The following is a 22,187-nucleotide window of genomic DNA, read 5'->3' on the forward strand; positions in this document are numbered from 1 at the left end:
GTTGGGATGCCGAAATTGTAGAGCAGGAGAGTGAGCGGAGTGTGAGAGATCGGGCGCAGTTTCGCTAAGATATGGCAAGACCCAAGGAGCCCCCATGCCCGCATCCGAAACGCCCGCCCCCTTCCTGCGCCGCCGCCGGAATCAACTGCTCATTGTCGCGCTGTCGCTGCTGATGCTGCTGCTCTCCTTTGCCGGCACCTTTGATAGGCCCGGGCGCGCGATCGTCGATAGCTCCTTTCAACAGGCCCTTGTCGTCTTTGGCACGGCCAAGTCCCTCAACGCCGTCATCTCCGTCATACAGGGCACCGAAGTCGGGCCGCCCGGCGTCACCCTCGCCGTGGGAGAGGTGCTCGACCCCGTCAACGACCTCATCGAACGCTTCTCCTGGATCATGCTGGCTTCCATCACCTCCCTGGGGATCCAGACGATCTTTATGAATATCGTCACAGACCCCCTTTTCAACTACCTGCTGCTCGCGCTCGTGCTCGCCTACAACCTCTGGCTTTTTGTCCGTTTTGAGCGCGACGAAAAACCCCGTACACTCCTGTTCAAGATCACCGTGATCATGGTCTTTCTGCGCTTCAGCGTGCCGCTTATGGCCCTCACCAACGACCTCGTCTACGCCCATTTTGTCCAACCCGAATACAATATTGTCGAACTCGACCGTGGGGTCACGGCGATCTCGGACGACATTGAGGGGTTCAAGAAAAGTTCGCACAGCCTCTTCAGTACCAGCTACTATACGGAGCAGGTCGAACACTACAAGGCCGAGGCCAATGCCGCCGGCGACCAGATCGTCCGGCTGATCATCGCCTTCGTCTTCCAGACCGTCGTCTTTCCGCTGCTGTTTTTGTTCCTGCTCTACAAGTTCGTCTTGAGGCTGTTCGATATCGGCAGGTAAAGTCCACCCCAAGGGAAAAAATTAATCATCCCTTTTATATACTGTAAATATGAACATTTACCACAAGAAACTGCATTGGGCACCGGCGTTGACATACCTGGTCTTTTTTGTGTTAAGTGCCCTGCTGATCCTCCTCTTCAGCCACGACATCCTCTCCGACCGCGTAAAGGGGCATCTCTCCGCCGAAAAAGAGCTGACGGAAACGACCTACCAGAGCATCATCGGCGGTTTCAAATCCCAGGCCGACATCATCTTCTACAACCGCATCAACGTCAAAGACGTCATCGATCTTTTCAAACAGGTGCCGTCGGCATCGGAGACGGAGCGCGCCGCGATCCGCCAACGGCTCTACGACCTCCTGCTCCCCGTCTACCGCAATCTCAGCCTCTACCACCTCAAGCAGATGCATTTCCATCTCAGCAACAACGAGAGCTTTCTGCGCTTTCACCGCCCCGAACGGTTCGGGGACGATCTGACCGGCGTGCGTGACAGCGTCGCCTATGTCAACAAGACGCACCAACCCGTCAGCGGCTTCGAAGAGGGGCGCATCTTCAACGGCTACCGTTTCGTCTACCCCCTCTTTGACGGAAACGACTACCTCGGCAGCGTCGAACTCTCCATCTCGATGCAGACCATCCTCGAAAGGATCCGCCACGACATCCATGCCGACACCGGTTTTATCATTCTCGCCGACACGGTAAAATCGAAAGTTTTTCCCGAAGAACAGAGCTATTATGTGCCCTCGCAACTGTTTGAGAATTACATGACCGAAAGAGTCCTGCTCCAGCGGCACGCTTCAAAAACGACGACGCTGCTCCGCGCCTACATCAAGCAGAACGGTTCCCTGGACGCGATGCTGGCCCGGGGGAAGGCCTTCAACTTCTTTGAAACCAACGACCGCGACCTCTACGCGATCACCTTCGTCCCCGTCGTCAATGCCATCTCCCGCAAAACCGTTGCCTACATCATCATCGACCGCAAGCATGGCGACCTCCAGGCCCGCTTTTTTCAGTACAAGGTCATGGCAGGCGTCGTCGTGGCCCTCCTGGCCCTGCTCTTCTACCTCCTCTACCGCGCCAACCTGCAGCGCAGTGCCATCGAAATCGACAAGCGCCAGCTGCAGTCGCTTATCGACCTGCAAAAAAACGTCGTCATCCTCACCGACGGCTATACACTGAAGTTCGCCAACCGCTTCTTCTTCGAGTCGTTCAGCTACGACTCCCTCGAGGAGTTCCTCAAGGAGCACGAGTGCATCTGCGAGCTTTTCATCGCCGACGAACGCTTTTTCCACCTTGGCAAGGTCCCCGACGGCAAGCAGTGGGTCAAAACACTGATGGAGACCCCCGCGACGCGGCGGATCGTCAAGATGCTCGACCGCGAGGGGACGCCCCGCGTCTACACCGTCACGATCAACCCCATCCCCGGGCAGCGCTACATTGTCGTCTTCACCGACATCAGTCTGACCATCCTCAACCAGCGGGAGCTCGAACGACGTGCCTCGCGGGACAAGCTGACCCGCGCCTACAACCGCGAATTCCTCGACGCCTCCTTCCACAAGCTCTGCCACTCATCCAATGCACAGCAGAAACTGCTGGGGGTCATCATGGTGGACCTGGACCACTTCAAGCGCGTCAACGACACCTACGGCCACAACCGCGGCGACGAAGTGCTCAAAACCTTCGTTGACGTTATCCGCCGCGCCATCCGTCAGGAGGACTTCATCATCCGCTGGGGCGGCGAGGAGTTCCTGCTGCTTATGATGGTCGACAGCCTCCATAGCCTGACCGCCATTGCGGAGGGGGTCCGCGAGCGTATCGAAACCGCGGCGTTCGCGGAGGTCGGGCAGATCACCGCGAGCTTCGGCGTCACCATCTACCATGAGGGGGACGACCTCAAAACCACCATCGCACGCAGCGACAAAGCCCTCTACGAGGCCAAGGCGTCCGGCAGAAACATCGTCGTCGTGGACGAGGCCATTACCGAGACTGCCGTCTAACAGCCGCGCCGCATCACCCTTCGTTGCTGTCGGCCGCGCCCCCCGCAATGTCAATCTTCTTCTTCTCCTTCGTCGCATAGGTCTCGACCTTGGTAATCATTTTTTCAAAGAGACCGGCCGAGTAGCCGAAGACCAGGGCGATGATCATCAACGCCGCGGAGGGGCACCCCTGCGACCCGCTGAGGATCTCTTTAAACAGCGTCCCGAAGATATCCACCTCGACAAACACGATCACAAGATAGAGGCCTGCCCATCCCGTCAGCACCCCGACCATCGGCGTCAGGAAGAGTGTGGACCATGAGAAGCCGTAATCATTCGGGATATCGGGTTTCTGGATCACGCTTCTGAGCTTGCTGAGCAGACCGCCTATTCCCCCTGCGACGAGCAGCAGTGCATTCTGCTCGACCCAGAGCAGCATCGCGATGAACAGAAGGGTAATATACGTCAGCCACATCGTCTTGTTCTGCCAATCGGCGAGCATCTCGAAATAGTCGTCGCGGTAGCTGTAATAGACGCGCCGTCCCTCCACCAGAAGCTGCTTCCGGCTTTTCTCCGTCGCCTCCTCTTTTTTGAGATTCAGTTCGATGCGTTTGGCCAGGCTCTTCGCCTCCGCCGAATCCAGTTCGGCAAGACGCAGGCGGGTAACCTCCAGCTCCTCGTTGATGTCCCCGATATCGTCGATGATGATGTTTTTTGCACTATGCAGCATGCGCCAGCCCGAGATGATCCGGCCCGAACTGATAAAGCATTTATCCAGTGCGTTCAGCCCCACGACCTTCTGCTCGATCATCTCGAGGATGCTCTTCTGCTCTGCAACCAATTTGCTCTGGGAGGGGGTGTCGGGATACGCGAGGGCCTGGGCCCGGAGCGACTGCAGTTCGGACTCGAGGCGCATCATCGACGGCGAGATGATCGCCCGGTACCTGAACACAAGCATCCCGATAAAGAAGAGCAGCAGGCCTACTCCGACAATCACATTGTCCAGATCGGACGTTCCCATCGTTTGAAGAGTACAGTACAGACTCGTATTGATGTCCTGGGTGGCATTGATATCGGTAGGCGATGGCATCGTCTCTTCTCCTGTCGGTTTATCTGCTGCTGACAGCGCAATAAGTTATTATATCCATTGTTTTATGTGTTTTATGATGAAGAGGCGGTTTGGCAAAGGGGAAAAAAGAGAGGCGGCAGTCCGGGGAATCCCGTCTGCCTGAGAACGTTAGTCGCTCTCGACGTGGATGCGGTCTCTGTCGCGATCCTGGTCGGGTTCGTCAACCTGGTCCTGCAGTCTGTCCTTCAGACGGTCCTGATCCGGCTCGTCGATCTGATCTTTCAATCGGTCGCGTGTCTGGTCCTTATCCTGGTCCGGCACATCGACCCGATCATGCAGTCTGTCCTGCAGGCGGTCCTGATCCGGCTCGTCGATCTGATCTTTCAAGCGGTCACGTGTCTGGTCCTTGTCCTGGTCCTTCGTCGCGTCGAGAAGCTGGTCTTTCCTCCGGTCCCGCGTCTGCAGATAGGTCTGGTTCTGGATCATCATGCCGCTCTGCTTCATCTGCATCTGCTGCGTCTGCATCTGCGACTGGGACTTCTGCATGGTCCCGCCGCCCGGGCCCTGCGCCAACAGCGCCGTCGCCGCCAGCAACGATAATGCTGCCGCTAATGTCATTACCCTTTTCATGACGTGCTCCTTTTCAGGTGGGATACTCAAATGGTACGCCCGCACTATGAGCGAAGTATGAGTACTTCTACGATTATACCTCGTACGGCGTCGGGAGCGGCGGGTTTGTGTCGAAGGCCCGGGCCAGCGCCTCGGTCACCTTCGTTTTGAGTTTCCCGGCGGCGACGGGGTGGAGGAACCGCACCCCCTCTTCGCTCATCTGCTGCCGCAGCCCCGGGTCGTAGATGTAGGCACGCTCCTTGCCGATCTTCGCGCTCTGATCGAAAATGGATTTGGCGTAGGCGAGGATGTTGGGGTGGTGGCGGTCGAAGCGGTTGCCCCAGGCGAAAAAGACGAACTTGCCGCTGAGGCGGATGTTCCTGACGTCGTGGTAGTTGAGCTCGCGGCTGAAACGGGTCAGCTGGAACGAGGGGAGCTTTTCGATATCCTCGTTGAAGGTCTCCAGCACCGAAGTCGGTTCGATGTCGGGCCGATTGTAGTTGAAGAGGTACTTCACCTCGATCAGTTTCCCTTCGAAACCGTGGACGCGCGACTGGAAGATATCCATCAGTTTGTTGAACTGCAGCGGCGTATAGCGGCCGTCGAAGGCGTAGCCCTGCTCCGACAGAGTCGTATCGACGTTGTACCCCTCCGGCGCCATGGCGGGGTTGTAGAGGAAGATCGTCCCCGCGACGGTTTTGTTCTTTTTCTTGAGCAGGCGCGGCAGATCCTCCGCGGTGATCGCCTCATCCGGGGCATTAAAGTAGAGGTAGTGTTCGACGAGGTACTCCAGATCGTACTCGGTCGCGAATTTTCCGAAAGCTTGCATCATCCTGGCCTTTAGAGCATTTAGCGGATTTTACAGTAATTCGCCGCGAATGGAAAACCCCCGTTCTGCCCAGCCCTCCCCGGCGTTGGAGCGTAAAGTGCAATACACCCCGAAACGCGCAGGCGATCAGCATGGCCGAACTCCATCCCAACACCAAAGGAAACCAATGAAAGCATTAACACAAAACATGATGACGAGCGGGGCACGCTTTGTCGAACTGCTCGACGAGCGCGGGCTCAAGCCCAAAGCGGCATTCTGGATCTACAACCCGGAACAAGACGCATGGCAGCTGTTGGTCGGGCACATCGACACCGTCGATGACGCCGCGTTCGATGCGGCAGTCGCGGAACTCATGGCCCTGCACGATGCGGAACTTCCCGAACTCGCCCTCACCGACATCGGCCTCGCCTTCGACGACGCGCCGATCCTCGAACTGCTCAACTCCGTCGTCAATACCGGCGACGAGATCCTGGGCATCAACTTCACCCGCGAAGAGATCAACGGCGTCGTCATCGACGGCGTCTTCCTCTACCGCATGAACATTACCGAACCGGTTTTCTAAACCGCGCCCGCGCCGGCGGATGCTAGCGCATCACCACCGGATCGGGAGAGGCGTGGTGCATCAGCATCCGCCATCCCCCCTCTTCCTGCTTATAGACGTTCGTCGTCAGCGCCACCCCGGCCAGCTGGCTGCCGACGAAGATGCGTTCGCGCAGCGTATGGACGCTGAGCTGCGCATCCCCCGTACGCTGTACCTCTTCGAGTTCGAAACGCATGATAGGCTGCCCCGAGAGCATCTCGCGCCAGCTCCGGTTGACCGCGGCGCTCCCCTGGATGCGCTCTCCGCCGGGGTGAATGCAGACGACGGCATCGTCCTCGGCCCACACGCCCAGCATCGCGTCCAGGTCCCCGTACTCCAACGCCCGGTAGAAGCCCGCCTCGGCGTCCTGGGCGGTCGCATAGGAGGCTGCGGGTGTGGGTTCGGCAGCCGCCGCATCCTCGGAAAGCGCCTCTTCGTCGTCCAGTGCCCTGTCCTCGAAACGCTCGACCTGGTAGATATAGATCCGGGGATGCTGGTCGAGCGCAAACCCTCGGATGCCCGCCTTGACGCCGAGCTGGCCGAAGAAGTGGTCAAAGCTCGGGAACTCCTCCCACACCTGGGGCAGAAAGGTCGCGCTGCGGTCTTCCTGCTGCAAGATCACCCCGTCTATTCCGGGTCTTATTTTCGCTTTAAGATCCTCCGCGTCGCTGTACTCCACCTCTTCGGGGAGGCCCAGCAGGGAGATCTCGATGCTGCAGTAAGGGTACTCGCTTTCGCTCAGCGGGAAAAAACGTTTGTCGCTGAAGGCCGCGGCTTTGGCGTTGTAAACGACGTCGTCGAAGAGGGTGGCGTGGGGCAGAAGCGAGCCGATGCAGCCGCGCAGCGAATCGCCGTCGATGTTGATCGTCACGAACGTCGCGCGCTGCTCGGAGAGCTGCGGAAACTGCTCCATCAGTATCTCTTTTGAAAAACTGAACGGTTTTCCGAATCTCTCTTCGATCGCCGCACGGGCGAGTTTGAGTAGTATGTCTTGCAAGGTCATGATATCTTTTCCTTTAGGCGATTTTTTCTCCCTTACAATTTCTGTTCCTCCCGAGGTACTTACCCCTTCGGCGGGATGGGATAGTGCTCGATAACGTAGTCGATATCCTTGTCGCCGCGCCCGCTGAGATTGATAAGGATGGCGTCTTTGGGGTTGGCGCGCGCCAGCGTCATCGCGTAGGCCACGGCATGGGCCGATTCCAGCGCCGGGATGATCCCCTCGTACTGGGAAAGTTTGTAGAAGGCGTCCACCGCTTCGTCGTCCGTCGCCGTACCGACGATGGTGCGCCCGATCTCGCGCAGGTAGGCGTGCTCCGGCCCGACGGAGGGGTAGTCGATGCCCGAACCTATGGAGTGCACCGGCGCGGGGTTGCCCTCGGCGTCTTTGAGCATGATGGAGTTGAAACCGTGCATCACCCCCTCCTCGCCGTAGGTAAGCGTGGCGGCGTGTTCGCCGAGCTTCTCCCCCTTGCCCATCGGTTCGACGCCGTGCAGCTGCACCGGATCGTCGATAAAGCCCGAAAAGAGCCCCATCGCGTTGGAGCCCCCGCCGACGCAGGCGACGGCATGGTCGGGGAGTTTGCCCGTCATCTCGAAGAACTGTTCTTTGGCCTCGATGCCGACGACGGACTGGAAGTCGCGCACCATCCGCGGGAAGGGGTGCGGCCCCACGACGGAGCCGATGGCGAACATCTGGGTCTCCGTATCGGCCAGGTAGGCCTCGAACGCGGAGTCGACCGCCTCTTTTAGCGTTTTGAGCCCGTGCGTCGCGGGAACGACCTTGGCACCGAGGATCTTCATCCGTACGACGTTGGGGTGCTCCTTGGCGATGTCCACCTCGCCCATGTGGATCTCGCACTCCAGCCCGAAATAGGCCGCGGCCGTCGCCAGCGCCACCCCGTGCTGCCCCGCCCCGGTCTCGGCGATGAGCTTCTTTTTGCCGAGGTGCTTGGCCAGCAGCGCCTCGGCCATGCAGTGGTTGAGCTTGTGCGCGCCGGTGTGGTTGAGGTCTTCGCGCTTGAGGTAGATCTGTCCGCCCCCGCAGAACGCGCTGAGGTTTTTCGCGTAATAGACCGGCGTCGGCCGCCCCTGATAGTGCTTCCGGATCTTGCGCAGCTCGTGCAGGTACTCGTAGGATTTCGACAGTTTGTCGTAGGCTTCGCGGATCTCCCGGAAAGGCTCCTCGAGCTGCGGCGGAATGAACGCGCCGCCGAATTTGCCGAAAAAGCCGTTCTCGTCCGGCATCGTTTCCAGATACGGTTTGAGTATTTGCATAAGATCTCCTTCTCGTTGTCTGTGTCGATTCTAGCGGAGGAGTTCTTAGAAAACAGTAGCGGGGAGCGGCAGCGTGAACGGGCATTGCATTACAGAAGGGTGAAAGGCGCTCCGGCATCTACCGGAGGCCGCACCATCTTTACATACGACAGGAGGACAGATGCGCGTAAAAATCACCGGCATCACCAATCTCGAGGATGCGCTCGCCGCCGTGGACGAAGGCGCCGACGCCATCGACTTTATCTTTTTCCAGGGCTCCCGGCGCTTCATTACGCCCGAGGCGGCCTTCAAGATCGTCGAGCAGCTGCCTCCCTTCGTCGAGAAGGTCGGCATCTTCGTCGACAGCGATGCCAAATTCATCAACAAGGCGATCGCGCTGAGCGGCATCACCCTCGCCCAGATCCACTTCGAGGCGACGGACGCTTTGTACGGTTCCCTCGTCGCGCCGCACCTGCGCGTCGTGCGCGCGCAGCGCGAGGCCGACGTCGACTATCTCGTCGATCGCTACCGCATCGTCGACGTCTTCGGCGCGAACACGCTCAAAGTGGACGGCAGCCTGGACCTGTCGTGGTTCGAGGGCAAGGACTGCTCGAAGATCATCCTCTCGGGCAACCTGACGCCCGAAAACGTCGCGCAGGCCCTCCCCTACGGCTTTTACGGCGTCGACGTCAGTACCGCGGTCGAGAGCGAACCGGGCAAAAAGGACCGCGAAAAGATGCGGGCCTTTATCCGCGCCGCCAAACAGTGCTAGGCAGGCGCGTTTACGCCTGCAGCAGCCACTCTTTGCGCGCGGGGGCGAGTTCCTCGAGCGTGTGCCAGACGGTGGGATAGTCGCCGATCTGCGCGATCATCCCGTTAAAAATGTGGTAGGCCATGCCGTCTCCGGCTTCATTCTGCGCCTCGCCCCTTGCCCGCTCCAGTACCTCCTGGGGATCGAACGTTCTGACAAAGCGCGTCTCGACCGGCATCCCCGTATGATTCGCAACGGTGGCAATGATGACGTTGTACTTGTCCATTTTCAGCAGCGCCTTCAGGGATTCGTACATTTTTGGCTCGGTAATGTCGTAGTGTGTCGTAAAGATGTAGTTGTCGTCTTTGTTCAGACGGAACTGGACAATACAGACCCCGATCGTCTTGCCGTCATAGGGCATCAGCAAAAATGTCGGCTTGAAGTCACACTCCAGCTCGGGGGCGTCAAGCAGTTCCTCCGCCCCGTCGCTGAGACGCAGCAGGATCATGGGCTCATCGTTTTCGATTCCCAGAGGGAGGGCGTCGCCCGGGTCCATGGCGAGGATGGCTTGTTGTACTTCCGGTGGCAGTTCATGGTTGAAAATCATAAGTCGGTTCCTTTGTGGTTTTCCCCGGACCTACATTTTTTGTTCTTCCACGCACAAAACGGCGTCAGATTTCGCGCCCGTTTCCTGCATTGAGCCATGGATGAAAGCACGCAAAAGGAGTCAATGTGCCAAGAGGTACGATCATAACGCTGCAGGAGGTGCAAGAAGCTTTTTTCAAAAGAGGCATCCATGAATTCGACAAGGAGAAGATCGCCGAACTCTACTACCTCATCGACGATCACGGCTACGTCTGCCTGCGCGACCCCGGGCGCGCCTGGGTGCCCAACATGGATGAGGACGACGAGCGGATGGCCTGCAACGAGATCGCCGACATCCTGGAGCTGGACCACTCCATTATCGAAGAGTACTACATGGTGGTCGTGGCCGCCGTCCAGGCCGCCTGCGAACGGTTCACCGACATGACGATGCGGGAGAAGGTCCCCTTTTACATCGTGGCACTGCACGAGCTGCTGCCGTAGCCTGCCGGCGGTCGGGGAGACGGAGGCTGATCAGAGGAAGTAGAGGTTGTGGGCTTCGGTATCGACGATCTCGAAAGAGACATCGTGGCCGACACGCAGGGCGCGGATGCCGTCGGCACGGTGGTGGTGAATCTGACACTCCGCGATAGAGACGGTCCGCCGTTCGGCGCGGAGACGGATAATGCCGTAACCGTTTTCGGCGTCGTACCAGATGACGGTCCCTTCAAATCTTTTGTGCATGGGTATAGACCTTCTGTGCGTATGGGAGCGCGGACGTCCCGGGAAGGGCGGTACCTTGCAGGTGTGTTTCAGTACTGCAGGTTCTGCCAGGAGACGGGGTTGTAAAAATCCAGCCCGCTGCGCTCCCACTGGGCGCGTTCGCTGTTTCTGGAGTGGAGGAGCCCCTCGATGAGTTTGTATTTCAGACCCGTGACGGTGCTGGTCAGCTCTTTGCCTTCATTCAATGCCTTGAGTGTCTCTTCCTTCGTGTCCATCGGGGTCCTTTAGTCGCTCTATAAAAGAGCAGTGCTCTCTTAATCAAACGCCTGGAACGGCGGAAAGCTCCGCCGCTAGGAGTTACAGGGCAGTAACGTTCTCCGCCTGCGGGCCTTTCTGCCCCTGGCCGATTTCGTAGGTCACTTCCTGACCCTCGTTGAGCTCGACACGACCGTAGCCGCTTCTGTTAACCTGGCGGAAGTGTACAAATACGTCGTCGCCGCCTTCATTCGGGGCGATAAACCCAAAGCCTTTTTCGCTGTTGAACCATTTAACGGTTCCGTGTTTAAGATCTGCCATTGCAAAACCTTCTTGTTGGAGTGTTGTCAAAATATAATGCGGAGTAAAACGAGGAATAGAAATACTGAGGAACTCTTCAATAGTCACAAACCAAGATGAAACTCTAGATCATCTTTCAATGGCTTAATTATACCTGAAATATTCAAAAATAGCAAGCGAATACCAAAGGAATTTCCGCGGGTACGGCGGCGGTATCATTGGGCGGCAAGGCGCCCGACCGTGCGGTGAGATTCATTTTTGCACATTAAAAGAGCTTATGCAACAAAAACAGAAGAACACCAATGCAACAAGGAGCAAAAGTAATGGCATTCGAACTGATGAAACTGCCTTTTGAAGAGGCGGCACTGGAACCGATGATCTCCGCGGAGACGATTCAGTATCACTACGGCAAGCACCACCAGGGCTACGTGAACAATCTCAACAAGCTGATCGAAGGCGGCAAATACGCGGACGCGTCGCTGCTCGACATTATCCGCAAATCCAAGGGCCCCACGTTCAACAATGCCGCACAGGTCTTCAACCACGACTTCTACTGGTACGGCCTGAGCACGGAGAAGACCTCTCCTTCCACGGTACTCATGGACAAGATCGAGCACGACCACGGCTCCATGGAGGATTTCAAAGACGCCTTCCTCAACGCCGCCGCGAGCCTCTTCGGCTCCGGCTGGGTCTGGCTCGTCAACCAAAACGGCAGCCTCGCCATCAAGAAGTACAGCAATGCCGAAACGCCCATCAAGGACGGTCTGCGCCCGCTGCTGGTATGCGACGTCTGGGAGCACGCCTACTACATCGACCAGCGCAACAACCGCGCGGCCTACCTGGAGAACTGGTGGAAACTCATCAACTGGAAGTTCGTCTCCGACAACTGGGCAGCCAAAGAGGACGACCCGATTATCGGGTACAACTAGGCTTTTCTCCCCGCCCCGGGCCAGGGAGCGGCCGCCGCGCTTTGAGGGCGCGTCTCACCCGAGGGTGACTTTGTACCCAATCTTGGAGTAGCAGGTAATCAGGTCCTTGGGGACTTTCTGCCGAATTCGAAAGATCAGGGAACGCAGGGCCCCCTCCCCGACCAGTTCACCGTCCCAGACATAATTCTCGATCTGTTCGACACTGACGACTTGGCCGAAATTCTTGACCACGAGCCTCATGAACTTCTTCTCTTTATCGTTCAGCGGCACCTCTTTTCCCGACAACAGCAGCACATCCTCCTGCGTATCGTAGAGATAGCCGTACTTCAACCTGACAAAATGGCTTTTCGCATTCTCTTCCAGCAGGAGGCGGTTCTGGATAGTGGTGTACTCGTGCTTGATCGTATCGATCTTCGTCGAGAGGTTCCGATTGGCCGCAAAATTCTTCAAAGCGATCTCTATAGTCGTTTTCAGCACCGCTTCTTTGAAGGGCTTGAGGATATAACCGTAGGGCTGGATGTCGATGGCCCGGTCAATCGTTTTGTCCTTGTCGTTCGCCGTCAGAAACACGATGGGTATCTCCAGGTCTGCCGTAATATTCCGGGCCAGTTCAATGCCGTCTTCACGGTTTTTGAGCGTGATGTCCATCAGGATCAGGTCCGGCTTCCTGCGCTCCAAAAGGGCGAATGCACTTGCCCTGTCCGGGGCGATCCCGGTCACCTCGTACCCCTGCATCAGCAGGATCTCCTTGATATTCAGGGCGATAATGCTCTCATCTTCGACGATCATGATGCCCGGCTTCATTTGCTCCCCTGCTCATTAGGGCGGAAACGGATGGTGCAGCAAAAGCCGTTGTCGTTGACGACCTCGATCGTTCCGTTGAGCTGGAACTCGGTGATGGAGTTGATCAGCTGGCACCCCAGGGTGTTGGTCATGTCCGTCGTCTTCGGATCAAAGCCGACGCCGTTGTCGCGTACACCGAAGAGGATGCTCCCGTCCTCCGCATGATGGATAAAGATACGGATCTCTCCGCGGCCGTCCCCTTTGAATGCATGTTTGATCGCATTGAGAAAAAGCTCATGCACGATCAGCGCGACCAGCACGGCGTTGTCCATCGAGAGGCTGACGTTGTCCGCCTCGACATGCACGGCGATGCGTTCGTTCGGGTCGTAAAGCTCCATCATCGCCTCGGAGAGGCGCTCGAGGTGCTGTTTCATATCGATCGTCGCAAGCCCGGAGTTCTTGTAGAGCATTTCATGGACGAGCGCAATGGCAAAAATACGGCTTTGGCTTTTGGAGAGCGCATCTTTGACATGCCGGTCCGTTTCACGGCGGTTCTGCATCTGCAGCAGCGAGGAGATCACTTCCAGGTTGTTCTTCACCCTGTGGTGGATCTCCTTGATCAGGGCCTCTTTGTCCTCCAGGGAGTGCTTCAGCGCGCTGTTCTGTTCGATGATGATTTTTTCTTTTTCTTTCTGCTCGGTGATGTCCCGACCGAAGGCGCAGATGAACTCGTGCGTCCCGTTGCAAAAATAGTTCGTTGATACCGATGCGGGGAAACGGCTGCCGTCCTTGCGGATCTGGATGCTCTCGAAACAGACGAACCCGCGCTCCTTGACCTCTTCGAGAAACGCCCTGCCGTTGAGATCGCTGTTAGGATCGATCTCGCACAGTTTCATCTGCAGCAACTCCTCTTTCGAGTACCCCAGCATCTTGCAGGCGGCGTCGTTGACATAGAAAAAACGGGTGTCAAAGGTGAACCAGTAGATGGCGTCCGCACTGTTGTCCAAGGCGAAGTTGAAGAGCTGGAGCTCCTCTTTCTCCTCGCGCTGGCAAGCCGCCAGCGTCGCCTGCGCCTTTTCGGCGACCATGGCCGTTTTGCGCAGCAAAGAGTAGAGAAAAATTGCGCTTAACAGGAAAAAAAGGACGCCGATCAGGAAAGGCAGACCGTACGCATCCTCTTTGATCTGGATCAGACCGATCGAAATCCTGTCGACGATCGCGACCCCGATGACACCGGCAAACGCAAACCCAGCGGCCTGGATCTTCGCCTTGTTCCGATCGGAAAATTCAAGATGAGTACGGTTCAAAACCAACCTTGCGTACATGATGTGAAACGATATTCTATCCCACATTCCGCACAGGATGTCAAGGGGTCGCCGAGAAAAAATACAAATTTTCCGTTGCGATTTTTATGCGATTTTTTTTCTCTATATTTTCGGCTGAACACATCTAAATAGGGGGGTCATATGACACGATTGGCTATCACGCTTCTGTTTGCAGGTACGTCCATGTTCGCGGTTGAACTTGGCAAGCAATACAAATTTGCAGACGGGAAAGAGGCATTTCAAAAAGTATGCGCGCACTGCCATACGCTGAAAACCGCACCGCACTCCATTTTCACCAAAATGGACGACGCCGCGGGTATAAAGGCGAGAGCGGAAGGGATTTTCCAGACGGTGAGACACGGCAGCAACGCCATGCCCGCCTTCCGGAAGTCGGAAATAGACGACGCGACGCTGATGGAGCTGGCGACGAACCTGGCCGACGGCACGATCGCCGATCCGACGGCAAAGTGAGGCGCGGCGATGTATCGTAGAGCTTTCATGAAACACGCCGCGCTGGCCGCGGCAGCGGCGGCGCTCTCTTCCCCACTCGCCGCGACGGGCGCCGAGGGCAGCGAAGGCGGCAGACTCATCACCGTCGTTTCCGCTCGTGCCGACGAAACCGGCTATGTAGACGCCCCGGATGCGGGCGACCTCATCCGCCTGGGCAGCGACAGGCTGGAAAACTTCCGCCTGCTTGCCGCGGCCATCGCCGAACACAGGGGCGCGACGTTCTGCGGTCTGGTGGCGCCGAGCGATTATGCCCTGCTGCAGCAGGCGGCCATGCCGGCGCGGGTCTCTTTCGTTTCCGAGATTACCCATATGCCCACCGCATCGGGGATGCACCATACGGAATCAACCCTCTCCGCCACGACGATGAAGAAGGTTTTCGACCATATCGATGCGCTCAGTACCGACCGGTACGGCATGGCGGTCTCGGCCTACCACACCGTCGTCGGACTCAAAGCGGCGGCCGTCGCTAAACGACACGACTTTACCACCGGACATTTCGCTCAGAACGCGTTTGTCTCATTCGTATTCAAAGCATAAGGAAGATTAAATGAGTAATAAACTGACGGCCATGCCGAAAAACGTTTCGCATGAAACGATGCAGAAAGCCATCAAGGCGTTTGTCAAAATCGTAGGCAAGGAGAACGTGCTCATCGGCGACGAAGAGATGCTCCCCTATGAGAAGATCATGATGGCCGTGCCCATCGAAGAGCATATGCCGGCGCTCGCCGTCCAGGCGTCAACCAAAGAGCAGGTCGTCGAGATCGTCAAGGTGTGCGACAAATATGTCATCCCGATCTGGACCTTCTCGACGGGCAAAAACATGGGGTACGGTACCGCCGCGCCCGCGCAGCGGGGTTCGGTCATCCTCGATCTGCACAAGATGAACCGCATCATCGAGGTGAACCCCGATCTGTGCTACGCCATTGTCGAGCCCGGTGTCACCTACCAGCAGCTCTTCGACTACATCCATGAAAAAGGGTACAAACTCTGGCTTTCGTGCCCGGCACCCAGCGCCATCGCCAGCCCCCTGGGCAACACGATGGACCGCGGCGTCGGCTATACGCCCTACGGCGAACACTTTATGATGCAGTGCGGCATGGAGATCGTCCTGGCCGACGGCTCGGAGTTCCGGACCGGGATGGGCGGAATTGAGAACTCGACCAGCTGGGGCGTCTTCAAATGGGGCTACGGCCCCTACCTCGACGGTATCTTCACACAGAGCAACTACGGCATCTGTACGAAAATGGGGATGTGGCTGATGCCCGAACCGCCGGCGTACAAACCCTTCTGCATCACCTTCGACAAAGTCGAAGATGTCGAAAAGATCGTGGAGGTCCTGCGCCCGCTGCGTATCGCCAACATCATCCCCAACGCCTTCACCATCGCCAGCACGCTCTACGAGGCGGCCGGCGTCGTCAGCCGCGCGGACTACGTCGAGGGGAACCGCGCCATTACCGACGCGGAGATCGAAAAGATCAAAAAAGATACCGGCATGGGGACGTGGAACGTCTATGCGGGACTCTACGGGACCGAAGAGGCCAACGAGCTCAACTGGAAGATCATCCAGTCAGCCGTCTCCGCCAACTTCAAAAATGTTGCATTCCTGACCGCGGCCGAGATGGGAGACGACCCCATCTTCACATACCGCGCCGACCTGATGCGGGGCTACATGACCCTCCAGGAGTTCGGCCTGTACAACTGGCGAGGCGGCGGGGGGAGCATGTGGTTCGCACCGGTGGCGCCCGCCGAGGGCAAACATACGCTGAACCAGTCCGCCCTGGCCAAAAAGATCCTGAACAAATACGAATTCGACTACGTCGCCGAATTTATCGTGGGGTGGCGGGACATGCACCATATCGTCGACCTGCTCTATAACCGCAACGATCCCGAGGAGATGCAGCGCGCCCATGACTGTTACGCAGAGCTGGTCCGGGAGTTTGCCGCCCAGGGCTACGGCGTCTACCGCACCAGCAGCGGGTTTATGGACCTCGTCGCGGAGACCTACGGCCCGGAGATCCACAACGTCTTCCAGAAAATCAAACGCGCCCTCGACCCCAAAGGGATCCTGGCGCCGGGCAAGTCGGGGATCTATTAATCCCCCTGGCGCACTGCGCGCCGGGCCTGCCTGACTCCTTCACGATAAAATCACTCCGTTTCCTGACCTTCCAGCCACGTCTCGACTTCATCGACAAAGAACCCCTCGGCACCGTCGAGCACATGGTTCGCGCCGTTGATGCCGTACTGCTTGTACTTCGGTCCGACAAGTTTTCTTCGCGTCGCGGCGAACCCTTCGTCCTCCCCGTTCGCCCTGCCCCAGACGTCCAGCACGCTCATGTTGATCTTCGGCATGTTGTCGTTGCAGGAGACAATTTTGCTACCGTTGCCCCGGCACCCCACGGCGATGTAACCGTCAACGGACGTATCGGGGTGCGAAACGAGATAGCCCGAGGTCATCCCCGCCCCCAGCGAGTGCCCCATAAGGTAGATCGTCTTTACCCCGTGCTCTTTCAGGTAGACGATTGCCTGGTCGATCATGGCGTTGACACGCGGCTGTTCCGACTCGTACCCTTCGTAGTCCTCGTGGTTCGTCGGCATCTGCAAGGAAAGCGTATGAAAATCCAGGTCTTCGTTCAGCGCCTTTCGCAACGGCCCGACGACTTTGAAATCGGGATGCATCCCCTTGCCGTGCGCGAGAATGATCCCTTTGTCGCTGCCGCCTTCGAGGTAGAGTGCTTTTTCGGGCAGGGTGACGGCCAGCAATGAAATGGGAACAAGAGCGGTCAGCAGCAGACGGTGCATGCGGGTATCCTTCTTTTTTCAGACAAGGATAATCCATGAGTATAAATTCTGCGTAAAGACACTCAAGGGGCACCTTACAAAACAAAAAGAGCTTCGACACGTCGAAGCGCATCCAATCAAATAAAGAATTGGCCTTGAGCGCTCTTTGTAAGCCATCCCGGAGGCATAAAGCCGGGAGGGATGAGCGATTCGCGAAAGGCCGCTTTTTGCGCTACTTTTTCTAAAAAAGTGGCATAAACATTCTTCTCTATCTTTTCTTTTTACAAAGAAAAGAAACAAAAGAAAATCGTCGTTGCGCGAATCGCACGCCCTTCCCGGCTTTATGCCTTCAGGGCGGCTTTCAAGGCACGCTTAACGACAGGTCGCCTATCGATTTTATGCGTTTCGACGTGTCGAAGCTAATATTGAGAATAAAGAGCTTTGTCGTGACAAAGCGCATTCAATCAATTAGGAATTGGCCTCGAACGCTCCTTGAAAGCCATCCTGGAGGCATAAAGCCGGGAGGGATGAGCGATTCGCGAAAGGCCGCTTTTTGCGCTACTTTTTCTAAAAAAGTGGCAAAGAAATACACTTCTCTATCTTTTCTTTTTCATAAGAAAAGAAACAAAAGAAAATCGTCGTTGCGCGAATCGCACGCTGCTCCCGGCTTTGGGCCTCCGCAGCGGCTTTCAAGGCACGCTTAACGACCTTACGCCTATTGATTTATGCGCTTCGGGAACCGAAGCTAATATAAGAGCTTTCGAGGATCGCGAGCGGTACCCTTTTTTCTCTGTGACGGCGCGGCGGGTGCCACCTGTTATAATACGCGAAATCTTTTACCCGTCCAAAGAGTCCCATGATACAGTTTTCAAACCTCTCCAAAAGCTTCGGCAGCCAGGAGCTTTTCAGTAACCTCAATTTCCAGCTCAACCCGGGCAACAAGGTCGGACTCGTCGGCCGAAACGGCAGCGGCAAGTCCACGCTTTTCAAGATCATCCTCGGCGAAGAGAGTCCTGACAGCGGCGAAGTCATCACCCCCAAGGGCTACCGCATCGGCGCGCTGAAGCAGTACCTCCATTTCACCGAACCGACCCTGCGCGAAGAGGCGGCGCTGGCGCTCGGCGAGGAGATGCAATACGACTTCTACCGGGTCGAGAAGATCCTCTTCGGCCTCGGTTTCGACCAGGAGGACCTCGACAAGGCCCCAGGCTCCTTCTCCGGCGGCTACCAGATCCGCATCAATCTCGCCAAGCTGCTGGTGACCGAACCGAACCTGCTGCTACTCGACGAACCGACCAACTACCTCGACATCCTCTCCCTGCGCTGGCTCAAGGCTTTCTTGCGCAGCTTCAAGGGCGAAGTGATCCTCATCACCCACGACCGCGACTTCATGGACTCCATCGTCACCCACACCATGGGCCTCGTGCGCCGCAGCCTCTTTGTCATCCCCGGCGACACGCACAAGTTCTACGACCAGCTCAAGGCCAACGACGAGCTCTACGAGAAGCAGAAGGCCGCCGACGACAAGAAGCGCAAGGAGCTCGAGGACTTCATCGCCCGCAACAAGGCGCGCGCCTCCACCGCCGCACTGGCCCAGTCCAAGGTCAAACAGCTCGAGAAGATGGGGGAGATGGACGACCTCGGCTTCGACGCCACCCTGAAGTTCGACTTCAACTTCAAGGAGACCCCGGCAAAGGTGCTCCTCGACGTCAAAGATCTCAGCTTCGGCTACACGCCGGAGCATCTCCTCTTCAAAGACGTCTCCTTCACCCTGGAGAAGGGGCAGTGCCTCGCCATCATCGGGAAGAACGGCTCGGGTAAATCGACCCTCCTCAACAACATCGCCGGCGAACTCACCCCTCTCAGCGGCGAAGTGGCGTTTCACCCATCAACCTCGTTCGGCCACTTCGGGCAGACGAACATCTCGCGCCTCAACCCGGACCAGACCATCATGGAGGAGATCTACGAGGCCAACCCGAAACTCTCCGCCGCCGTCGTGCGCGGCATCTGCGGCGGCATGATGTTCAGCGGCGACCTCGCCGAGAAGAAGGTCTCCCTGCTCTCGGGCGGTGAGAAGAGCCGCGTCATGCTCGGCCAGATCCTCGCGCGCCCGGCGAACCTGCTCTTCCTCGACGAACCGACCCACCACCTCGACATCGACTCCATCGAGGCGCTGATGGTCGCCATCGAGAATTTCCAGGGCTCCTGCATCATCGTCACCCACTCCGAGGAGATGCTCCGCCGCGTCGCCGACCGGCTCATCATCTTCTCCAAAAACGGGGCCGAGTACTTCGACGGCGGCTATGACGACTTTTTGGCGAAGATCGGCTGGGGCGAGGAGGACCAGGTAGAAAAGGTCAAAACCGCCCCCAAGAACAACTACAAGGCGAACAAAAAAGAGATCAACGCGCTCACCCGCGAACGCTCCAAGGCGACCGCGCCGCTGCGCAAAGCGGTGGAGAAGCTGGAGAAAGCGATCATGGAGGGTGAAGCGCGCATCAAAACGCTCCACGCGGAGCTTGTAAGCGCTTCGAACAGCGGGGACAACTCCAGGGTGATGGAACTCCACCAGACCGTCGCCAAAGAGGAAAAAGCGGTCGAGGCTGATTTCGAACGCCTCGCAGAAGCGCAGGAAGAACTCGACGAGCTCATGGAAAGCTACGAGAAGCGCTTCGCGGAGCTGGAGGGGTGATATTCCTCGACTTCGAGACGAACTCGCACAACGTCCACGACGTCGTCGAAGTCGCCGCGCTGCGCGTCTCTAAAACTGCGGCGGGCTACATTGTTACCGAAACCTTCCACCGCTACTACCTTTCACGCTACCCGGTCAATCCGCACTCCCTCGCCGTCCATAAGCTCTCCCCCTCGCGCCTGATCGCGCTTCGGGGAGAAGCATCGTACCCGGAGCATTTCGACGAGGATCGGGAGTTCGCCGATTTCTGCAATGGCGCGACGACGCTGGTCGCACACAACATCGCTTTCGAACTGCGCCATCTCGGCGACCTTGTCGCTTTTGAGAAGCACTTCTGCACCATGCAGGCAAACAAGCGCATCGTCAACGCCAAAAACGTCAGGGGCGGGCTGAAAAACCCGAAGCTCGCAGAGACCTGCGCCTTTTACGGCATCGACTTCGACGAGGAGCAGTACCACAGCGCCATCTACGACGTCACGAAGACGCTGGAAATTTTGAACCGCATGGACGGTGCGCCGCGGTGAGCGCAATGCTCGTAGGAAGGTAAGTCGACGATAGTGGGAAACGATAGAGCTTCGACACGTCGAAGCGCATTAAATCAATAGGCAGAGTGTCGTTAAGCGTGCCTTGAAAGCCGCTGCGGAGGCCCAAAGCCGGGAGCAGCGTGCGATTCGCGCAACGACGATTTTCTTTTGTTTCTTTTCTTTGTAAAAAGAAAAGATAGAGAAGTATGTTTATGCCACTTTTTTAGAAAAAGTAGCACAAAAAGCGGCCTTTCGCGAATCGCTCGCCCTTCCCGGCTTTATGCCTCCAGGGCGGCTTTCAAGGAGCGCTCAAGGCCAATTTTCAATTCAATTGAATGCGCTTCGGGAACCGAAGCTTGTGTGAGAGTGGAATTTTGGGACGCAGCTATTTTTGCTGGCGTGCCGCCCTTCTCGCTGCTTTTTCCGCCGCTTTTGCAGCACGGAACTCTTCCATATCCATCGCTTTTATCTTGTCGATAATCTCGACAAGCTCCTCCTCCGAAAATACGCCCGGTTTTTTGAAAACGACTGTTTTCTCCTTCATAATCACCGTTGTCGGCGTGCTTGAGATAAAGAAATGATCCGAAATGCTCGTTTCCACCTGGGAATTGAGCTTAGTGAAGGTGATCTCGGGGTATTTTTCAGACGTCTTTTTAAAGATAGGGGCAAACTGTGCGCACGGTGCACAGAATTGTTGCCAGCAATCTATGATCACAATCTCACTGCCGTCAACGGTAATATCATAATTCTCTTTTGTCAGTTCGAGCATCTATTTTTTCTCCTGCTTTTGCTTTTACTTACTTCACCGTCTCCAGACCCTTGTCGATCCAGCCCCAGTTGATCCCGCCGTCGAGTTCGTAGACATTTTTGTAGCCCAGTTTCGAACCCATGATCTCGCACGCCTGCTTTGTCCTGCTGGCATGCGCGCAGACCATGATAAAAGGCTGCTCTTTGTCAGTGACGACCTTCGAAAATGACTCCAGGAAGGTGTCGATGTCGAAGCCCCCCATCGCGTCGAAAAAGGTGATCTTATGGCTTCCTTCGATGATGCCGTCGTACTCCCACTCGTCAGCTCTTCTAATGTCGATGACGGTGAAGCCTTCCTCTTTTTTCTGTTGGAACTCTTTCGTCGAAAGAGATTTGAACGGTCCAAAATTTAACATTGATTTCCCTCTTTACTGCGCAGACACGCGTGTCCGCCTGGTATTTCGTTCTCTATATACAAAAATCATGCCTGAACAGATAAATGTACCCTGCTTGAACCCAATATGCATAGCCCCGTGAAACAGACAAGGACAACACATGGCATTATTGGCACTGACAGAAGAGAACTTTCAGCAGATCATCGCGGACAACGAGGTCGTCATTATCGACTTCTGGGCGACATGGTGCGGCCCCTGCAAACAGTACGGTCCCATCTTTGAAAAGGTGGCGGAGGAGACTACCGGCGTCACGTTCGCCAAAATCAATACGGACGAGCAGCAGCAGCTGGCCGCGCAGTTTCATATCCGCTCCATCCCTACGACGATGATTATGAAAGAGGAGATCATCGTGTACCAGCAAGAGGGCGTTCTCTTCCACGACCAGCTCGTGGAAATCGTCAACAAGGCGAAGACGCTCGATATGGAGAAGGTCCGCATGAAGCTTGCAGAGCAGGAAGCCGCAGCGCAGCAGTAGTAGCGAGGCGCAGCAAGCGGCAGGTTTTGCAAGCGTATTCGAGCAAAGCTCTGCGCTGCTTATCTTCGGCTATTCCCACGGCCGCATTATCATTTCTACGTACACTTATCGAGATCTACCGCAGCCGGCGGAAGGCGAC

General features: G+C 56.9%; 26 protein-coding genes. 12 read left to right on the top strand and 14 right to left on the bottom strand.

The features are described 5' to 3' along the window. Window positions 1–94 precede the first annotated feature (94 nt). On the top strand, window positions 95–901 hold the full coding sequence (locus WCX72_RS07445) for a hypothetical protein (RefSeq protein WP_345969203.1): 807 nt from the start codon (window positions 95–97) through the stop codon (window positions 899–901). A gap of 49 nt (window positions 902–950) precedes the next feature. Further along, window positions 951–2,897 carry a diguanylate cyclase gene (locus tag WCX72_RS07450; protein WP_345969204.1) on the top strand — a complete coding sequence of 649 codons (1,947 nt, stop codon included), beginning with the start codon at window positions 951–953 and terminating at the stop codon, window positions 2,895–2,897. A 13-nt stretch (window positions 2,898–2,910) separates the two neighbouring features. On the opposite strand, the gene WCX72_RS07455 is transcribed toward WCX72_RS07450, so the two are convergent. From WCX72_RS07455 to WCX72_RS07465, 3 genes are all read right to left on the bottom strand, one after another. Continuing rightward, window positions 2,911–3,966, bottom strand: a complete 1,056-nt coding sequence (locus WCX72_RS07455) for a hypothetical protein (protein WP_345969205.1) — start codon at window positions 3,964–3,966, stop codon at window positions 2,911–2,913. 147 nt (window positions 3,967–4,113) lie between these two features. After that, window positions 4,114–4,575 (bottom strand): hypothetical protein, encoded by a 462-nt coding sequence (locus tag WCX72_RS07460; protein WP_345969206.1) that lies wholly within the window; start codon window positions 4,573–4,575, stop codon window positions 4,114–4,116. A 73-nt stretch (window positions 4,576–4,648) separates the two neighbouring features. After that, window positions 4,649–5,386: a hypothetical protein gene (locus WCX72_RS07465; RefSeq protein ID WP_345969207.1), complete on the bottom strand. Its 738-nt coding sequence runs from the start codon at window positions 5,384–5,386 to the stop codon at window positions 4,649–4,651. Window positions 5,387–5,549: 163 nt separating this feature from the next. Here WCX72_RS07465 and WCX72_RS07470 point away from each other — a divergent pair, with 163 nt between their 5' ends. Then, complete coding sequence (locus tag WCX72_RS07470; protein ID WP_345969208.1) at window positions 5,550–5,945, top strand: hypothetical protein; 396 nt, start codon at window positions 5,550–5,552, stop codon at window positions 5,943–5,945. Window positions 5,946–5,967: 22 nt separating this feature from the next. On the opposite strand, the gene amrA is transcribed toward WCX72_RS07470, so the two are convergent. Then, window positions 5,968–6,966, bottom strand: coding sequence for an AmmeMemoRadiSam system protein A (amrA, locus tag WCX72_RS07475; RefSeq protein WP_345969209.1), 999 nt, complete (start codon window positions 6,964–6,966; stop codon window positions 5,968–5,970). 59 nt (window positions 6,967–7,025) lie between these two features. Beyond that, the gene (gene trpB, locus WCX72_RS07480) at window positions 7,026–8,234 is read right to left on the bottom strand and encodes a tryptophan synthase subunit beta (protein ID WP_345971535.1); all 1,209 of its coding nucleotides are present in this window, start codon (window positions 8,232–8,234) and stop codon (window positions 7,026–7,028) included. Window positions 8,235–8,400: 166 nt separating this feature from the next. Between trpB and WCX72_RS07485 the strand changes: the two genes are divergently transcribed. Beyond that, a complete protein-coding gene (locus tag WCX72_RS07485) occupies window positions 8,401–8,991 on the top strand; it encodes a phosphoribosylanthranilate isomerase (RefSeq protein ID WP_345969210.1) in 591 nt (196 codons plus the stop codon). Between the two features lie 10 nt (window positions 8,992–9,001). Here WCX72_RS07485 and WCX72_RS07490 read toward each other — a convergent pair whose 3' ends face one another. After that, window positions 9,002–9,577: a hypothetical protein gene (locus WCX72_RS07490; protein WP_345969211.1), complete on the bottom strand. Its 576-nt coding sequence runs from the start codon at window positions 9,575–9,577 to the stop codon at window positions 9,002–9,004. Between the two features lie 125 nt (window positions 9,578–9,702). On the opposite strand from WCX72_RS07490, the gene WCX72_RS07495 reads away from it, so the two are divergent. Next, window positions 9,703–10,056 (top strand): hypothetical protein, encoded by a 354-nt coding sequence (locus WCX72_RS07495; protein WP_345969212.1) that lies wholly within the window; start codon window positions 9,703–9,705, stop codon window positions 10,054–10,056. Window positions 10,057–10,086: 30 nt separating this feature from the next. Here WCX72_RS07495 and WCX72_RS07500 read toward each other — a convergent pair whose 3' ends face one another. The 3 genes from WCX72_RS07500 to WCX72_RS07510 all read right to left on the bottom strand — a co-directional run bounded on the left by WCX72_RS07500 (window position 10,087) and on the right by WCX72_RS07510 (window position 10,851). Further along, window positions 10,087–10,296 (bottom strand): hypothetical protein, encoded by a 210-nt coding sequence (locus WCX72_RS07500; RefSeq protein ID WP_345969213.1) that lies wholly within the window; start codon window positions 10,294–10,296, stop codon window positions 10,087–10,089. Window positions 10,297–10,364: 68 nt separating this feature from the next. Further along, complete coding sequence (locus WCX72_RS07505) at window positions 10,365–10,550, bottom strand: hypothetical protein (protein WP_345969214.1); 186 nt, start codon at window positions 10,548–10,550, stop codon at window positions 10,365–10,367. An 82-nt stretch (window positions 10,551–10,632) separates the two neighbouring features. After that, the gene (locus tag WCX72_RS07510) at window positions 10,633–10,851 is read right to left on the bottom strand and encodes a cold-shock protein (protein WP_345969215.1); all 219 of its coding nucleotides are present in this window, start codon (window positions 10,849–10,851) and stop codon (window positions 10,633–10,635) included. Window positions 10,852–11,153: 302 nt separating this feature from the next. Between WCX72_RS07510 and WCX72_RS07515 the strand changes: the two genes are divergently transcribed. Next, complete coding sequence (locus WCX72_RS07515; RefSeq protein WP_231018295.1) at window positions 11,154–11,759, top strand: superoxide dismutase; 606 nt, start codon at window positions 11,154–11,156, stop codon at window positions 11,757–11,759. Window positions 11,760–11,813: 54 nt separating this feature from the next. Here WCX72_RS07515 and WCX72_RS07520 read toward each other — a convergent pair whose 3' ends face one another. Then, window positions 11,814–12,563: a response regulator gene (locus tag WCX72_RS07520; RefSeq protein ID WP_345969216.1), complete on the bottom strand. Its 750-nt coding sequence runs from the start codon at window positions 12,561–12,563 to the stop codon at window positions 11,814–11,816. After that, window positions 12,560–13,849 carry a histidine kinase dimerization/phosphoacceptor domain -containing protein gene (locus WCX72_RS07525; RefSeq protein WP_345969217.1) on the bottom strand — a complete coding sequence of 430 codons (1,290 nt, stop codon included), beginning with the start codon at window positions 13,847–13,849 and terminating at the stop codon, window positions 12,560–12,562. The genes WCX72_RS07520 and WCX72_RS07525 overlap by 4 nt, the downstream gene beginning before the upstream one ends. A 159-nt stretch (window positions 13,850–14,008) precedes the next feature. On the opposite strand from WCX72_RS07525, the gene WCX72_RS07530 reads away from it, so the two are divergent. The 3 genes from WCX72_RS07530 to WCX72_RS07540 are packed head-to-tail and all read left to right on the top strand — an operon-like array spanning window position 14,009 to window position 16,472. Continuing rightward, window positions 14,009–14,338 (top strand): cytochrome c, encoded by a 330-nt coding sequence (locus WCX72_RS07530; RefSeq protein WP_345969218.1) that lies wholly within the window; start codon window positions 14,009–14,011, stop codon window positions 14,336–14,338. A 9-nt stretch (window positions 14,339–14,347) separates the two neighbouring features. Further along, window positions 14,348–14,914, top strand: coding sequence for a twin-arginine translocation signal domain-containing protein (locus WCX72_RS07535; RefSeq protein ID WP_345969219.1), 567 nt, complete (start codon window positions 14,348–14,350; stop codon window positions 14,912–14,914). Between the two features lie 10 nt (window positions 14,915–14,924). Then, a complete protein-coding gene (locus WCX72_RS07540) occupies window positions 14,925–16,472 on the top strand; it encodes an FAD-binding oxidoreductase (protein ID WP_345969220.1) in 1,548 nt (515 codons plus the stop codon). Between the two features lie 50 nt (window positions 16,473–16,522). Here the strand turns inward: WCX72_RS07540 and WCX72_RS07545 are convergent, their stop codons facing one another. Next, window positions 16,523–17,176 carry a DUF3530 family protein gene (locus WCX72_RS07545; protein ID WP_345969221.1) on the bottom strand — a complete coding sequence of 218 codons (654 nt, stop codon included), beginning with the start codon at window positions 17,174–17,176 and terminating at the stop codon, window positions 16,523–16,525. An 835-nt stretch (window positions 17,177–18,011) separates the two neighbouring features. Between WCX72_RS07545 and WCX72_RS07550 the strand changes: the two genes are divergently transcribed. Both WCX72_RS07550 and WCX72_RS07555 read left to right on the top strand, forming a co-directional pair. Beyond that, window positions 18,012–19,847, top strand: a complete 1,836-nt coding sequence (locus WCX72_RS07550) for an ABC-F family ATP-binding cassette domain-containing protein (RefSeq protein ID WP_345969222.1) — start codon at window positions 18,012–18,014, stop codon at window positions 19,845–19,847. Then, a complete protein-coding gene (locus WCX72_RS07555; RefSeq protein ID WP_231018303.1) occupies window positions 19,844–20,371 on the top strand; it encodes a 3'-5' exonuclease in 528 nt (175 codons plus the stop codon). The genes WCX72_RS07550 and WCX72_RS07555 overlap by 4 nt, the downstream gene beginning before the upstream one ends. 385 nt (window positions 20,372–20,756) lie before the next feature. On the opposite strand, the gene WCX72_RS07560 is transcribed toward WCX72_RS07555, so the two are convergent. Both WCX72_RS07560 and WCX72_RS07565 read right to left on the bottom strand, forming a co-directional pair. After that, window positions 20,757–21,140: a thioredoxin family protein gene (locus WCX72_RS07560; protein WP_231018305.1), complete on the bottom strand. Its 384-nt coding sequence runs from the start codon at window positions 21,138–21,140 to the stop codon at window positions 20,757–20,759. A gap of 28 nt (window positions 21,141–21,168) precedes the next feature. Further along, window positions 21,169–21,534, bottom strand: coding sequence for a rhodanese-like domain-containing protein (locus WCX72_RS07565; protein WP_345969223.1), 366 nt, complete (start codon window positions 21,532–21,534; stop codon window positions 21,169–21,171). 139 nt (window positions 21,535–21,673) lie between these two features. On the opposite strand from WCX72_RS07565, the gene trxA reads away from it, so the two are divergent. Then, window positions 21,674–22,048 carry a thioredoxin gene (gene trxA, locus WCX72_RS07570; RefSeq protein WP_345969224.1) on the top strand — a complete coding sequence of 125 codons (375 nt, stop codon included), beginning with the start codon at window positions 21,674–21,676 and terminating at the stop codon, window positions 22,046–22,048. Window positions 22,049–22,187: the final 139 nt, after the last annotated feature.

The organism is Thiomicrolovo immobilis, assembly GCF_039645955.1.
Taxonomy (GTDB): domain Bacteria; phylum Campylobacterota; class Campylobacteria; order Campylobacterales; family Sulfurimonadaceae; genus Thiomicrolovo; species Thiomicrolovo diazotrophicus.